The 15,234-nt window shown below is 69.6% G+C and carries 11 protein-coding genes and 2 pseudogenes; 6 read left to right on the forward strand and 7 right to left on the reverse strand.

Features of this window, described 5'->3' with window-relative positions:
- Positions 1-150: 150 nt before the first annotated feature.
- From PV419_RS01075 to sigJ, 3 genes are read right to left on the reverse strand one after another with little or no spacing between them, the layout of a single operon-like run.
- Positions 151-765, reverse strand: coding sequence for a hypothetical protein (locus tag PV419_RS01075; RefSeq protein WP_319685695.1), 615 nt, complete (start codon positions 763-765; stop codon positions 151-153).
- Positions 725-2,884: an MMPL family transporter gene (locus PV419_RS01080; RefSeq protein WP_319685696.1), complete on the reverse strand. Its 2,160-nt coding sequence runs from the start codon at positions 2,882-2,884 to the stop codon at positions 725-727. Before PV419_RS01080 ends, PV419_RS01075 begins: the two co-directional genes overlap by 41 nt.
- A gap of 16 nt (positions 2,885-2,900) precedes the next feature.
- Positions 2,901-3,800: an RNA polymerase sigma factor SigJ gene (gene sigJ, locus PV419_RS01085; protein WP_319685697.1), complete on the reverse strand. Its 900-nt coding sequence runs from the start codon at positions 3,798-3,800 to the stop codon at positions 2,901-2,903.
- A 96-nt stretch (positions 3,801-3,896) separates the two neighbouring features.
- Here sigJ and PV419_RS01090 point away from each other — a divergent pair, with 96 nt between their 5' ends.
- The 3 genes from PV419_RS01090 to PV419_RS01100 all read left to right on the forward strand — a co-directional run bounded on the left by PV419_RS01090 (position 3,897) and on the right by PV419_RS01100 (position 8,479).
- A complete protein-coding gene (locus PV419_RS01090; RefSeq protein WP_319686189.1) occupies positions 3,897-4,730 on the forward strand; it encodes a low temperature requirement protein A in 834 nt (277 codons plus the stop codon).
- Between the two features lie 78 nt (positions 4,731-4,808).
- On the forward strand, positions 4,809-7,775 hold the full coding sequence (locus PV419_RS01095; RefSeq protein ID WP_319685698.1) for a hypothetical protein: 2,967 nt from the start codon (positions 4,809-4,811) through the stop codon (positions 7,773-7,775).
- Positions 7,776-7,789: 14 nt separating this feature from the next.
- Entirely contained in the window at positions 7,790-8,479 is a 690-nt protein-coding gene (locus PV419_RS01100) for a hypothetical protein (RefSeq protein ID WP_319685699.1), read from the forward strand.
- An 18-nt stretch (positions 8,480-8,497) separates the two neighbouring features.
- Here PV419_RS01100 and PV419_RS01105 read toward each other — a convergent pair whose 3' ends face one another.
- From PV419_RS01105 to PV419_RS01115, 3 genes are all read right to left on the reverse strand, one after another.
- Complete coding sequence (locus PV419_RS01105; RefSeq protein WP_319685700.1) at positions 8,498-8,782, reverse strand: hypothetical protein; 285 nt, start codon at positions 8,780-8,782, stop codon at positions 8,498-8,500.
- Between the two features lie 41 nt (positions 8,783-8,823).
- A complete protein-coding gene (locus PV419_RS01110) occupies positions 8,824-10,752 on the reverse strand; it encodes a hypothetical protein (protein WP_319685701.1) in 1,929 nt (642 codons plus the stop codon).
- 97 nt (positions 10,753-10,849) lie between these two features.
- Positions 10,850-11,710 carry a helix-turn-helix transcriptional regulator gene (locus PV419_RS01115; RefSeq protein WP_319685702.1) on the reverse strand — a complete coding sequence of 287 codons (861 nt, stop codon included), beginning with the start codon at positions 11,708-11,710 and terminating at the stop codon, positions 10,850-10,852.
- Between the two features lie 103 nt (positions 11,711-11,813).
- On the opposite strand from PV419_RS01115, the gene PV419_RS01120 reads away from it, so the two are divergent.
- Positions 11,814-12,656: an alpha/beta hydrolase gene (locus tag PV419_RS01120; protein WP_319685703.1), complete on the forward strand. Its 843-nt coding sequence runs from the start codon at positions 11,814-11,816 to the stop codon at positions 12,654-12,656.
- A gap of 348 nt (positions 12,657-13,004) precedes the next feature.
- On the forward strand, positions 13,005-13,610 hold the full coding sequence (locus tag PV419_RS01125; protein ID WP_319685704.1) for a lytic polysaccharide monooxygenase: 606 nt from the start codon (positions 13,005-13,007) through the stop codon (positions 13,608-13,610).
- A gap of 291 nt (positions 13,611-13,901) precedes the next feature.
- On the opposite strand, the pseudogene PV419_RS01130 reads toward PV419_RS01125, so the two are convergent.
- A pseudogene (locus tag PV419_RS01130) lies at positions 13,902-14,273 on the reverse strand (transposase); the annotation flags it as partial.
- A gap of 143 nt (positions 14,274-14,416) precedes the next feature.
- Between PV419_RS01130 and PV419_RS01135 the strand changes: the two are divergent.
- Positions 14,417-15,209, forward strand: a pseudogene (locus tag PV419_RS01135) (IS5 family transposase); the annotation flags it as partial.
- Positions 15,210-15,234 lie beyond the last annotated feature (25 nt).

The raw sequence follows: 15,234 nt of genomic DNA on the forward strand, positions 1-15,234 counted from the left end.
TCGGTGTGCGGTGGCGGGAAGGATACGTCAGCAGACTGACACCGCAGCCGTGGCCCCTGTCATCGCTGGTCCGGGAGCCAGGGCTTCGACGTGGTCGCGTGATGCCCGGACGACCTCCGCCCACCGGGCAATTTCACCGTCGCGGCCTTCTCAGACGCAATCCCACAGGAAGCGGCCCTCTTTGCCATCCGGCGAGACAAAGGCCCAAGCGGTTCCCCACCCGCTTAGCTCCCAGGCGTAATAGCACGGCACGATGTCTTCCGTCACCCCGTCCTCCGCCAGCCCCTCGAACGGGAGCGTGTCCGACAGTGCCGACGAGAGCTGAACCACTAGTTCCCACCCCTCTCCCGGATACCGCTCTTCGTGTATCCAACCCGGCTCCGCCCCAGGGCCGCCGAGGAACATCCACGTGTCGCTCTCCGCCAAGCGTGGCAGATGGTCGACACACACCGATGGCCCCTCGGCCTGCGCCCGCACGGTCACAAAGCCCGGTATGCGGCCGCCCGGTTGGATCACCACTGCGTTTTCGCCACCCTCGGGGACATAGGTTCCGCCGACGCCTTCTTCATCGCCCATGAACAGATAAGCGAGGCGGCCACCGTCGAGTGTGAATTGACCCAGGAATTGCATGGGCTCGCCGGTGGTGCTCGAGAGTGGCCACTGCGGCTCCTCCAGCCACACCGGCTGCCCGCCGACCTTGATGACCGGCTCACGTACGGGACCGTCAGCCAAGACGAATTCCAGGCGGGCGCCCGGCTGGAACATGGCTACTCCTCGCGGTCGACATCTCAGCCCCGCCACCCGCTGATGTGTCCGGGAGTTGGGGGTCCTCATGATGCCTGAACAGTTTGCTGGGCCACCACATCCATCGGCCCACGTCCAGGGTCAGCGCGGTGACCAGCACCGAGCGGACGATCATGGTGTCCAGCAGTACGCCGAACGCCACCGCGAACCCGAGCTCGGCCGCGAACACCAGGGGCAGCGAGGCCATCGCCGCGAAGGTACCGGCCAGCACCAGACCCGCTGAGGTGATCACACCCCCGGTGGCGGACAGACCCATCAGCGCGCCGCGCCGGGTGCCGTGCAGCAGTGCCACTTCGCGCACCCGGGTGACCAGGAAGATGTTGTAGTCAATGCCCAGGGCGACCAGGAACACGAACGTCAGGAGCGGGAAGGAGGCTTCCGCCCCGGCGAAGTGGAACACGTGGTTGAACACCAGACTGCTCACCCCGAGGGCCGCTCCGAACGACAGCACCACCGTCGCCATGAGCAGCAGTGGTGCGACGATCGCCCGCAGCAGCAGCGCGAGGATGAGGAACACCACGACCAGCACGATGGGGATGATCACCTTGGAGTCGCGGGTGGCCGCTTCTTGCGTGTCGAGAATGATCGCCGTGTTGCCGCCGACTTGGGCATCCGCACCCTCGATCTTGTGGACAGCGGTTCTGGCCTGCTCGACGGTGCGCATCGCGGCCGCGCCACTGGGAGCGTTCTTGAGCTCCCCGAGCATCATGGCCTCTCCATCCTTGATCACCGGCGTCGAGACGTCAGCGACTCCTGGGACGCCGGACAGCGCGGTGTTCACCCGCTCCGCCGAGGCGGCCTCGGCCACGACGTAGATGGGGTCACCCGACCCGGCCGGGAAGTGCTTGGACTGGATCTCCTCGCCGACGGCCATCTGCGGCTTGTCGGTGAACTGGTCCTTGTTGGACAGCCCATCGGCCTTGAGCCCGAACACCCCGATGGCCATGACACCGAGGACGAGCGCGGTGCCGATCCACACGATCCGCGGTCGGCCGGAGACGGCGGTGCCGACCCGGGTCCAGACGCCCTCCTTGGTCGCCCCGGCCGATCCGTACGAGGGCTGCACCGGCCAGAAGATCCAGCGGCCGCAGATGACCAGCAGGGCCGGCATCAGGGTGACCATGGCGAGCAGCCCGACGAGGATGCCGACGGCACAGGCCGGCCCGAGCCCTTGGGTGGAGTTGAGCGTGGCCAGCATCAGCAGCATCAAGCTGACCGCGACGGTCGCGGCGCTGGCGATGATCGCGGGGCCGGAGCGGCGCAGGGCCTCCGCCATCGCCTCGTGCCGGTCCTCGTGCCGCCGCAACTCCTCCCGGTACCGCGAGGTGAGGAGGAGGGCGTAGTCGGTGGCGGCGCCGAACACCAGCACCGTCAGGATAAAGCTGGTCTGCTTGTTGACGGTGAGTCCGGCGTTCTTCGCCAGCAGGTAGATCACCGCTTCCGACGTGACCAGGGCGCCGCCCGCGGTCAGCAGTGGCAGCAGCGGCAGCACCGGGCTGCGGTAGGTGAGCAGCAGGATCACGACCACCACCAACGCGGTGATCGTGGTCAGGCCGCCCCCTCCGCTGAAGGCCTTGATCGAGTCGGATGCGTGACCGGCAGGTCCGGTGACGTGGAACCCGAGGCCGTCGGCGTTCTCTTCGCCGACCTTGGCCATCGCGTCGACGACCTTGCCGATCCCTTCCCAGCCCTTCTTGTCCTTCTGAATCTGGACCACGGTCTGGATGGCCTTGCGGTCCTGGGACTTCACGGGGCCCTGTGGCTGCCCCACGACGTTTGTGATGCCCTTGAAGGCTTCGGCGTCGGCCCGGGCCTTGGTCATGTCGGCAGGGCTGATGCCCTCGGGCCGGTCGTAGATCACGATCGCGGGCAGAGTGTCGGCGGGCTGGAACTTCTCGGCTCGCTCGACGACCCTGGTCGACTCCGCGTTACTGGGCAGCCAGGCCGAATTGTCGTTCTCCTCGACGTCGCCGAGCTTGCCCGCCAGCATGAAGGCCGGCAGGAGCAGGGCCGTCCAGAGGGCGAGGACGACCCATTTCGCCACTCTGCCGCTGGGCAACGACGCCATGTTTCGCATCATGTGGATTCCTCGGTGCTCAGTCGATGTGAGAAAGCTTGTCGGGATTGGCGACGGCGTAGATCCCGCACACCTGGTTGCCGTCCGGAGTGAGGTCGAGGACGAGGACGGCGTAGGGGGTGTCGCCGGCGAACAGCAGCGCAGACGGGTCGCCGTTGACCCTGCGGTAGGCGATGTTGAGGCCCTTGCCGGAGTGGGGGGCGACAGCGGCGAGCAGGCGGGCGACCTTGTCCCGGCCCTGGAGCGGCCGCAGGCCCCCCGCCGCCTTGCCTCCGCCGTCACCCCACAGGGTCACCTCCGGTGCCAGGAGCTGCAGGAGAGCATCCAGGTCACCGCCGAGCGCGGCGGCCAGGAACCGTTCGGTCACCTGCTGCCGGACGTGCGGGTCGGGCTCGTAGCGGGGGCGTCGGGCGTGGACGTGCTCGCGGGCGCGATGGGCGAGCTGGCGAACCGCCGAGGGACTGCGGCCGAGGATTTCCGCGATCTCGGTGTGGGCGTAGCCGAACACCTCGTGCAGGACGAACACCCCGCGCTCCAGCGGAGTCAGGGTTTCCAGGACCACCAGCAGCGCCATCGACACCGACTCGGCGCGCACTGCCGCATCAGCGGCATCGTCGGGGACGGGAGCGTCGGTGAGGGTGCTGACGAGCGGTTCGGGCAGCCACGGCCCGACGTAGGTCTCACGGCGGCGGCTGATTGTGGCCTGGTGGGCGAGGGCCCGGTTCACCGCGATCCGCACCAGGTAGGCGCGCGGATGGTCGATCCGCTCCGCGCCCGGTGCCTGGTTCCTGCTCGTCCACGACAGCCATGTCTCCTGCAACACGTCCTCGGCGTCGGCGACGCTGCCGAGCATGTTGTAGACGATGGAGAACAGCAGCTCACGGTGGTCGTTGAACACCTGTGTCGCGGGGTCGGACATCGTAGGGCCTTTCGTCTCAGTTGCGTTCTGAGAGCGATCCGGGCACCCCGAGTGTGACATCGACTCCCGATATGTGATCTACATCTCAGCAACGGCCTGAGGGGAGGCGAAAGTGCCGCCTACGCCGCCATTCAGGTGGGCCGGTCACTCTTCGTCGCGGTAGCCGCGAAGTCTCACCCCCTGGGGCCCACATTCCGGCGCATCCTGGCCTGGCACAGCTTCACCGCCGTGCTCTGGATCGCGGGGGGCCTCACTGACGGGCCGGCGAGAGCCGTCCTGTGGCTCGCCGCGCTGGCCCTGGAGTACGCCGCGCCCTGGCACGGCTACACCACTCCGCTGTTCGGACGTTCGCACACCTCCGAGTGGACGATCGACGCCGAGCACATGGCCGAACGGTGTCGGCTGTTCATGCTCATCGTGCTCGGCGAGTCGCTCCTGGTCGTCGGCGCCACGTTCAGCGGCGCCCAGCTGTCGGTGGCGCGGGTGGCGGCGTTCCTGTCCGCCTTCACCGTCGCCGTCGCGTTGTGGTGGATCTACTTCCACCGGGTCGCCGGCGCCGCCGGTGAACGGATCGCGGCGTCCGGTGATCCGGGACGGCTCGGCCGCTCCGCGTACACCTGTCTGCACGTCCCCATGATCGCGGGCGTCATTGTCACCGCCGTCGCGGTCGAGACGACCATCGCGCACCCTGACGACCGGGTGACCGCGGGGACCGCGTGCGCGGTCCTGGGCGGCCCGGCGCTCTTCCTCGCCGGGCATCCGTTGTTCACCCGTGCCGTCTTCGGGCAGGTATCCCGGTCACGGCTGCTCGCGATCGCGGCGCTTGCCGGGCTGGGTCTCACCGCGGGCATCGCCACACCGCTCATGCTGATGGGCGGCACGGCGACCGTGCTGCTGGGCACGGCCGCCTGGGACGGGCACGCCAGGTGAGAGCGGGGGCCGCGGACGCGACTTCCCGACCTGGACCCGGCAAGTCCGTTGTCTCACCCAGGAGTTACGGTCAGGCTCATGGATCTACGGGGGAAGAGGATCGTGCTCGCCGGCCGTTTCGGTGGCCTGAGCAAGGGCGAGGCGAAGCGGGGGCTCGAGGAACTGGGCGCCCGGGTGTCCGCAGCGGTGTCCGGCAGGACGGATTTCGTCTTCGCCCACCGCGCGGAGGGACGGGAGATCGAGGAAGCCTGGAAGCGGAACCTTCCGATATTCGACGAGCGGGCGCTGCGGGGCGTGCTCGGCTATCAGGAAGGCTTCGACGACGACAGGTCCGGGCGGGAGCCGGATCTGTTGGCCCTGCGGTCGCGGCTGCTGGAGGTGGAGCGAGAGCGGGGAATCACGGAGGAGCACCGTGCCGCCACTCGCGAGGTCCGTGCCATGGACGGCGTACGGCTGCGGCATCCGTACGGACACCAAACGGAGTTCCTGGCGTCCGCGCTCAGCCCGTGCGGCCGGTATCTGGCCACCGGAAGCTGGGTGGGCGACGACTTCGACGCCGGGGGCACGCTTCAGATCTGGGAGTTGGCCGCCGGACGCTGCGTCAATGTCCTCGAACGCATCGACGGCGGCGTCGGCTGGCCGGACCGCGAGCGCACCATCCAGTGGTCGGCTGACGGCCGGCGTATCGGTCTTGCGTACTCCACCAACATGGTCGGTGTCTTCGACCCGTTCAGTCCGCTCACCTACGGCCGGCCCGTCGCCGAGTGCTCGGTGACGGACGGCGCGTCGCGTCCGCCGGTCTGGGCGCTGGCGCCCGACGGCCGGCGCGCCTTCGTGGCGTCCGGGTCTCCGTGCGAGGTGAGCGGCTGTGTCGTCCCCCTGGAGTGGGGCGAGCTGATGTGGACGTCGGGTCAGGCGACCGCCCCGCATCCGTTCCTGCTGGCCGAGCGGGTCCGGGAGGATCTGCGGACCGAGGAGATGGACGAGTACGAGGAGGAGGCGATCCGGGTCTACGACTGGGTCCGCTGGTCGCGGGACGGCGCGCGGCTGCAGGCGGTCAATTCGTGGCGGGACAGGAATTGGGGGGACGGCGGCCAGGCGTTCGTGATCGACGTCGGCTCCGGGCAGCTGGGCTGGCTGGCCGAGATCGGCGGGCTCGCCGCATGGTCCCCGGACGACCGTCTCCTCGCACACGACGGCAACGGGCTGCGGTTCCTCGACGCGTCGACCGGCCTGCCGATCGGCGGCGAGGACACCGCGGGGCGCGAGGGGGTATCGGCGCTGCTGTGGGGCATGAGGGGGGACACACCCCGGTTGGCGGCCGTGGTGCGTGAGGACAACGACGCCGGAGCGGAGCCCGGCGTCCTCGTTTACGACGACGGCCGGTACCGCTTCCGGCTCGACGTCACGCCTGTGGAGACGGGGCTCACCGACGTGGACACCTGGGCCTGGGCGCCGTCCGGTGAGGCGGGCGCCTGCCTCACGGGCGAGGGGCGCGTCGAGGTGTGGTCGCTCGCGGACGACGAGCCGCGGCGGCTGCGCACCCTGGACGCACCGTCGGCCACCGCCGGGGTGCTGTGGGGCGCGGACGACGTCCTGGTCGCGGTGGGCGACACGACCCTCCGGTTCCTGAGGGCCGGATCGGGCGAGGTCCTCGGTGACTTCGCCTTCCTCCGCGAACCCCAGGCCCCCAGGCCGCTGGAGGGCGACGACCAGTTCGACGCGCACCATTTCGCGCTCGACGACGAGACGTGGTGTGCGACGTTCCCGTCGGGTGTCGTCATCGCTCCGGACGGCCGGCGGGGGACGCTGGACGATGTGCTCGCCTGGACGGTGGGCCAGCGCCTGGCCTGGCCGGTGCGCTGGGGCGAGCTCGATGTCGTACCGGACGCGCGGACCGCGGGTGAGCGACTCGGGGACCGGGACGACGGCTGGGCGGTGCGCGCCTACGCGGAGCAGGCGCAGCCCGCCGAGGAGGAGGCCTCCTGGCCACCGAATGGCGCCGCGACCGTCGAGGATGTGGCCCGGGCGGCGCTCGACTCGGTCGCGGACCTGGAGAGCCGGTGGGGCGTGCACGTCTCCGAGAACCTGAGGCTCGCGGCCCGGCTGTGCGCACGGCGCGGCGCGGTCACCGAGGCCGCCGCGCTGGTCGCGGCGGTGCCCGGCCTGGGCGAGCGGGTGGCCGCGTCCGCGGAAGTGACGATGGTTCTGGCCCGCGCGGGCCGACCGGACGACGCCCGCGCGGCCTTCGCCCTCGCCGGGACGAAGGCCGCGCTGGATGCCGGGACCGACCCCTGGGAGCCCCACGAGACCGCACGTGTCTCGGCCGCGCTGGGGGGCGCGTACCAGGCACTGGGCGACACGGCGCGGGCGGACGCGTGGTTCGACCGCGCACGGGCGGCGATCGAGCCGGAGGCCAACCCCTGGCAGAACCGTCTCGCGGTCATCTGGGCCCTCACCGAATGCAGACGTGAGGACGAGGCGCGGGAGCTGTGGGGCCCCGACGCGTGGGAGCCCAAGCCGCCGCGGTTCGCGTCCGAGCCGAGCAACTCGTATGCCGAACCGTGGCTGCTCTACCTGGCGCGCACGGGACGCCACGCCCTGTATGACGAGTTCCTGACCGCGTGGGAGACCGCGGCCGTGCGTAGGCACGCGCGTTCGCGGGCCGAGTTGCTCGGGCCGGGCGAGGAGGAGGACGCGCAGGATGACTACCTGCGGACGGTGATCGCCCGGGTCGCCACCAAGAACGTTCGCGGACTGGCCGGGTCCCTCCGGCCCGCCGCCGAGCACCTCACACCGGTCACCCTGGCCGAGACGGACATCGCCCAACTCACCGCCGAGTACGACGAGTTGCTCCGTACCCCGCGCAGCGGCAGGGCGCGGCCCACCGATCTGCTCATCCAGCGCGCGGCCCGCTGCGGGCACATAGGCGCGGTGCTGGACCTTCTCGGCCGGCTTTCCGCCGACGACTTCAACGACCGCCCCCATTCCGCGTTCACCGCGCTCTGGCTCGCCACGACGGGGCAGAGTACGGAGCCCTGGTAAAGAGGGAACCCGCTATGACCGATGTCTTCGCCGTGTCCATCGACGCCGTTGAAGGGTGCACCCTCCGCGGGAGGGTGCACCTCATCAACCCCGATGTCCCCAGCGTGCCGAAGGAGGCGGCCTTCCCCCTGGCTCTGTTGGTGGAAGCATGGCCCCCGGAGCACGGCGCGGAGAGCGCGGCCGGTAGGAGGCTGAACGATGAGTTCGGCGAGCTCTTCGACGCCATTGTCGGCAAGAAGATACGAGTCACCGACGACGGATATCTGCTGGCGGACGACGGCAAGACCGTGCTCACGCCCAGGCGCACGGCGAAGGCCGTGTACGGACGACAACTGAGCGGCGGCGGACACGACCACATCTCCCGCTACGTGCGGACTCAGAGCGACCCCGAGGAGTTCTACCGGAGAGCGGCCGAGATCGTGACCTCCTACGAGGTGGGCCCCGTACGCAACATCCCACTGTGGAGCGAGGTCGTGGCCGTGGAACACCCGGAGGAGCCGTGGGAGGAGGGTGACCTCGACGACATCGCCGGGCTGGAGGGCGAGGCCGACCTGCGTGTCTGGCAGACGTGGAGGTTCCTGGACACCCTCCCCTTCGACAAGCAGCCCTGCGCGGACATCACCGTGACGGTGTGTGACCCAAGCTACCTGGAGCACATGGTCGGTGGCGCGCGCTGGTCGACCACTCACACCGGCCGCGTGTAGACGGCATGTCAACCCTCCTCAGGCGCAATTGCACAGGAAGCGGCCCTCCTTGCCGTCCGGCGAGACAAAAGCCCAAGCGGTTCCCCACCCGCTTCGGTCCCAGGCGTAGTAGCACGGCACGATGTCTTTCGTCACCCTGTCTTCCGTCAGCCCATCGAGCGGGAGCCAGTCCGACAGTTCTGACGAGAGCTGAACCACCAGTTCCCAGCCGTCTCCTGGATACCGCTCCTCGCTCGCTCGCGTTTTCTTGAACAGATAGGCGAGGCGGCCGTTCTCGAGCGTGGATTGCCCAAGGAACTGCATGGCTCGCCGGTGGTGATCGAGAGACGCCCGTACACAGGACGCTATGCCTCGTCCGACTGGAGCACGGCCGCCGCGGCCTCGCCGTCCTCGACCACGTCCAGGTCGCTCCACCGGACCGGCCAGGCGAAGCGGCGGTCCACGACCCAGGCGAGCGCGGCGTCGAGGTCGGCCCGTCGCTTCTCGGGGGCGATCACCAGTGCCTCGCCCCGGCCCGCCGCCGGGCTTGCCAGCGCGCACCAGGTGGTGTCGTCGAGCGGGAAGGTATCCGCTTGGTAGACGCCGTGGAGCTCTTCTTCCGCTTCGACCGGGGCCAGCCCTTCCTCGTCCTCCCGGCCGACCACGAAGTCGCCCAGGACGTCGCCGGTCAGCGCCCGCACGAAGCGCAAAGAGAATCCGCCGACCGCGGCCAGCACGTCATCGGCGCCCCACACCACCGCCGCGGTGTCCTCCGGAACGTCGATCGACCGGACCGGCGCCGGCTCGTCTCCGAGGGACCACACCTCGATCCGCTCGTCGGACGTCAGGCACGCGCCGTATTCCCCCGACGGCGCCCACGCCCAGGGCCGCTCCTCGCCGTCCCAGTAGGACAGGCCGATCCGTTCGGTGGTGTCGATGTCGAGGTGGTACTGGTGACCGCCGTCCTCGTCGTATATGTCGACGCCACCGCCGTTCTCCGTCATGGCCGCCAGCCGCGCGGCGCGTCCGCGAAGGCCCCAGTGCACGGTGCCCCGCGGCTGCGGAACCGGTTCGCTCACCGCGTTGCCTGTCAGGGCGTCGAAGACGGTCAACCGGCCGTTCGCGACGTCGTCGGCCTCCGAGCTGTCGGAGGCCGACGCGATGGACGCGAGCCGCCGGTCGTCCGGACTCCACGCCACGGCGCCGCCTGTGAGCGTCAACCAGCGCATCCGGCCCCCCGGCATGTCGACCGCGCAGGCCCACTCACCGTTGTCCCCGAGCAGCCGGGTGCCGTCCCGTGACCAGCGCACCCGTCGGAAGAACCACTCGTCGTCGAGCCGCCGCCTGAACTCCTCCGGCAGCGGCTCAGGAAGGGTCTCGGGCTCGGGGCCCGTCACATGGCGGGGGTTGTCGACGTAAAAGACATGGCCCTCGTCCAGCGCCGCGACGCAACCCATGACCTCGTGGTGGGTGCGCGTCGAGATGTAGGCGCGACGGCCGTCGGGGGCCAGCGCGAACTCGGGCGGGGAGTCCTTGCCATCGGTGACGTTCGCGGCGCCATAGGGGTTGAGGCGCTCGCCGAAGGGGTCCCAGAGGCCCACCATGTTGGTGTTGAACGCCAGCGCCAAGCGGGTGCCGTCCGGCGACCACTGGAGGGTGTCGCGGTGCCCCGGCCAGCCCACCCCGCGCTCGCCCATATCGAGCTTGTTGACCAGGCGGCCGGTGGCCATCTCCCAGATCTGCAGCGCGCCGTCGTCGGGCCCGTGCCGCCCGGTGGCGAGGTAGCGGCCGCACGGGCTGAGCACATAGTCGTGGAACTCGCTGTCCCACCCGATATAGGGATGGCGCAGTCGAGCGCCTCGTTCCCGCAGGCGCGCCGTGGCGAACCGGTGCGCCTCGGTCACGCCGTGTCCCCGCTCCAGGGCGGCCAGCCGGTCCCGCAGGGGTGGCAGGTCCCGTTCCGGGACGAACGCCGTCCAGTCCGCGTCCCGCAACATGGTCAGTAACGTCTCGGGGCCGGCCTGCTCCGGCACCTCGTTCAGGAGCGATTCGTTCCCGGTCCCGGAGGCTTCGCTCCGGCCTCCGAGCAGCAGCTCGTACAGATCGGTCTCCGACAGCACCGGTATGCCGTACTCCGCGAATTCGTCCGGCCTGGAGGTGAAGACCACGCCCGTGGTCTCGGACGCCTTTTCCACGACCCGTACTCCGAGCGCGCTCAGCCGCCTGCCCAATTCCTCGTGAGAGCCGGCCCGGAACTCACCGTGCAGTAGCACTGTCTTGCCGCGAAGATCCATGACAGTGAACTGTAGTGGTCTCGTACCGGCCCTCTCCGGCCACCCTCACCCTGTGCGGCGGCACGGGGCGCGACCGGGTGATGGGTGGGTACTTCCGTCACCCGGCGTGGCTGCGGTGCGCCGTCTCCGGTCCGACCACCTTCAGCAGCTCCAGCGCGTCGACCGTCCGCGACCCCGGAGGGGGCGTGAACAGCCGCACCCGCTGGTCCTCCGCGGGCGCCAGCAGTGCCTCGAAGTCGAACTCCATGGGCCCGACCGCCGGGTGCACCAGCCGCATGCGGCTGCGCCGCCGTACCGCCACCTCGTGCCGCTCCCACAGCGCGGTGAACTCCTCGCTCGCCGCGTGCAGGCGGTCCACCAGGGCGGCCGCCACCGGGTCCGTACCGCGCCGGGCGACGGCCGCGCGCAGGTCGGCCACCACCTCCCGGCTGCGCGCCTCGTGCTCCTCGACCGGGTACGCCTCGCGCACGAACGGGTCGGTGAACCAGCGCCAGGCGACGTTGCGATCCGGGCCCTCCTCGATCGTGCACACGCAGCCGAACAGCGCCTCCGCCAGCGCGTTCTGGGCCAGCACATCGCCGAGGTCGGTGAGGATCTGGGCGGGGACGCCGGAGAGTTGGTCGAGCAGGTGCATCAGGGCGGGACGGACATGGAGGCCCGCCAGTTCGCCCGCCGGCGGCCGGTGCCCGGCCAGCAGGTGGAGGTGGTCGCGTTCGTCCGCGGTCAGTCGCAGGGCGCGGGCGAGGGCGGCGAGCATCTGGGGGGACGGCTGCGGGCTGCGGGCCTGCTCGAGCCGCATCAGGTAGTCGGCGGACATGGCGGCCAGCTGCGCGACCTCCTGCCGGCGCAGCCCCGGGGTGCGGCGGCGCGGGCCGTCGGGCAGGCCGACCTCCCGGGGGGTGAGCCGTTCGCGGGCGCGGCGCAGGAAGTCCGCGAGTTCGCGGCGATCCAGGGTCATGGCGTCCATCCTCGGGCATCGGCCGGCGGCCTGCCTGGGACTGTCGATCCTAGGCAATGCGGTCCGATTCCACGGCAAGCCGGGCACGGGCACGGTTGTCGGCATGACCTCACCGCACACATTCGCCAACCACACCGTCGACGCAGCGAAGGCCACCGAGCTGACAGTCGGTCAGGCAACCGTCCGCTACCGCACCCGCGGCTTTGGGCCGGGCCTCGTCCTGGTCCATGGCGGCGGCCGCGGGTCGGTCACCTGGGACGGCCTTCTCGACCGGTTCACCGACCGGTACACCGTCGTCCTGCCCGACCTCGCGGGCAGTGACCCGGCCCGGGACGACGGCGCCCCGCTCACCGTCGAGGCACTGACAGAACAGCTGGCCGCCGTCATCGAGGACACCGGGCTCGGCCGGGTGGACGTGGTGGGGCACTCGCTCGGCGCGGTCGCCGCCCTGTCCCTGGCGGTGACCCGTCCCGATCTGGTGCGTCGGCTCGTCCCGCTGGCGGGGTACAGCCACTGCGGCGACGAGTATCTGCGGAACACCCTGGAGTTGTTGCTGGCGCTCGCCGACCGCTCGGAGGCGTTCGCGCGGTATGCGATGCTCACCGCGTTCAGCCGCCGGTACCTCAACAGCATCGGACGTCCGGCGGTGGAGGAACTGGCCCGGAGCCTCGCGCCCACGCCCGACCGGATCCGCCAGTTCGACCTGGCCCGGCGGGTGGACATCCACGGTCTGCTCCCGCTGATCGAGGCGCCGACGCTGGTCATCGGCTGCGCGGACGACAGCCTGGCCCCGGTCGAGAACGCCCGCGGCATCCATGCGGCGGTCCCCGGCAGCGAGTACGCAGAGCTGGAGTGCGGGCATGTCGCCCGCGTCGAGCGCCCGGAGGAGCTGGTCGCGCTGATCCGCGGCTTCCTCGACCGGCCGGCCGTCGAGGCTCTCCGCTAGGAGGTCGTTTTCTCCCGATATTTTATTCGGGAATGAGTGTTTGATCCGGATGTCGGGTCGCGCCAGGAGAGGGTGGCATCGCCGGCCAGGCACACCGGTCCAGGCCGCCTCCTCGTTTTCCGGTCCCGCGAACAATTCTGACTCGCGGCTCACGGCAGATCCCCTGCTCGCCACTCACCCCTGTAATCAACTCCGTCTGCTTCATTGACATCTCACCCGGAAGACCTACCTTTGGGAGCGCTCCCATAGCAGCCTTGCAACTGGAAGGAGTCCCCCCGCATGCGCAAAAAGAGTCCGTTAACCGGGCGTTCGCGGGCGTCCCTCTGCCGGCCTGTCCAGGCGCTCGTCATGCTGTTCGCCGTGGCCGTCGGCGCCCTCGCCTGGTCGACCCCCGCCCAGGCTCACGGCACCGTCGTCGGCCCCGCCACCCGCGCGTACCAGTGCTGGAAGACGTGGGGCAACGACCACACGAACCCGGCCATGCAGACCCAAGACCCCATGTGCTGGCAGGCCTTCCAGGCCAACCCCGACACCATGTGGAACTGGATGAGCGCGCTCCGCGACGGCCTCGGAGGCCAGTTCCAGGCACGGACCCCCGACGGGACACTCTGCAGCAACAACCTCTCGAGGAACGCCAGCCTGGACAAGCCCGGACCGTGGAAGACCACCACCATCGGCAACAACTTCTCGGTCCACCTGTACGACCAGGCGTCCCACGGTGCCGACTACTTCAAGGTCTACGTGAGCAAGCAGGGCTTCAACCCCAAGACCCAGACCCTGGGCTGGAGCAACCTCGACTTCATCACGCAGACCGGCCGCTTCGCCCCGGCACAGGACATCACGTTCCCCGTCCAGACCTCCGGCTACACCGGACACCACATCCTGTTCGTGATCTGGCAGGCCTCGCACCTCGACCAGGCCTACATGTGGTGCAGCGACGTGAACTTCGGCTGAGCCGCAAAGCACCGCACACGGCACCGGCCTCTGCCGGGCGCCGGTAACCCGCCGCCCGGCCGACCGAGCCCCGTCGGGGCAGGGGCCCCAATTGGTCACCCTGCCCCGACGGGGCTTCCTGTGTTCCTCACTTGACTCTGTCGGGGATCTTGGATGGTCGGGCTCAACTGCCGGGGGTCCGCCAGGACTTCGACCGGGGATCTCCTTCTGGTCCAGGAAGGTCTGGAAGGCGGTCGGCGGTCTCGGCGAAGAGGGTTCCTCGTCGCTGAGAGATCGCTTTCTCTCGTTACTTCATCCCGATATATGTTTTTGATCCATTGATGTCGGGTCGCGCCAGGAGATGGTGGCCTCGCCGGTGAGGCGGCGGGCCATCAGGTCGGTCATGGCGAGGTGGATCACGGCTTCTGAGCGGTGCGGGTGGGCTTCGTAGTCGCGGACAAGGCGCCGGTGGAGCATCAGCCAGCCGTAGGTCCGCTCGACCGCCCACCGTTTCGGTATCGGGATGAAGCCCCTGGTCCCGGGGGTGCGAGTGGTGATTTCCATGTCGATGCCGAGGGAGGCGGCATGTTCGACGAAGTGCTTGCGGTAGCCGCCATCGACCCAGACCTTGCGCAGGTCGGGGTGGGCAGCTTCTGCCCCAGCTGTCACATCACCCGCCTCTGCAAGCAACTCCAACCCGGCTGACCCACCCGCACCAGATCATCAGCGGACGCAATACCGGAGATAGCGCCGCACTACAGATGAAAACGACCTCTAAGAAGTCATCTCAATTTGGTCGACTCGGCATTCTGTGGGGCATGGTGGGGATGATTGAGCGGTTGGTGCCGGACAAGTTGTGGGAGTTGTTCCAGCGGGTGGTACCGGAGGCGCCGTCGCGACCTCAGGGGGGTGGCCGGCGTCGGTACGGTGACCGGGAGGTGCTGGCCGCGATTGTGTTCGTAGCCACGTCGGGGTTGTACCTGGCAGCAGGTGCCGTCGGCGTCGTTCGGGCCGTCGGGGGCGACGGCCCACCGCCGTTTCACGGAGTGGTCGAAGGCCCGGGTGTGGGCCAAGCTCCACCGCCTGGTCCTCGACGAGCTGGGCGCACGCGGCGAGTCGGACTGGTCCCGTTGCGTGATCGACTCGGTGAACATGCTGGCCCTGAAAGAAGGGGGACCTGACAGGTCCGAATCCTGTCGACAGGGGCAAGTACGGCTCGAAGATCCACCTGATGACGGAACGGCCGGGTCTGCCCCTATCGGTCGGGATCTCCGGGCCAATCTGCATGACAGCCAGGCCCTGATCCCGCTCGTGAAGGGCATCCCGCCGATCCGCTCGCGCCGCGGACGACGACGGCGCAAGCCCGCCAAGCTTCATGCCGACAAGGGCTACGACTACGCCCATCTGCGGCGATGGTTACGTGAGCGGGGCATCACGCACCGGATCGCCCGCAAGGGAGTGGAGTCCTCGCAACGACTGGGCCCCCACCGTTGGACCGCAGAGCGCACCATGGCCTGGCTCGCCGGCTGCCGCCGCCTCCACCGACGCTACGAACGCGAAGCCGACCACTTCCTCGCCTTCACCAGCATCGCCTGCACCCTCATCTGCTGCCGCAGGCTCCGCGGGGCACGTTCAAGTGCCCCCC

It is taken from the genome of Streptomyces sp. ME19-01-6 (assembly GCF_033793745.1).
Taxonomy (GTDB): Bacteria; Actinomycetota; Actinomycetes; order Streptomycetales; family Streptomycetaceae; genus Streptomyces.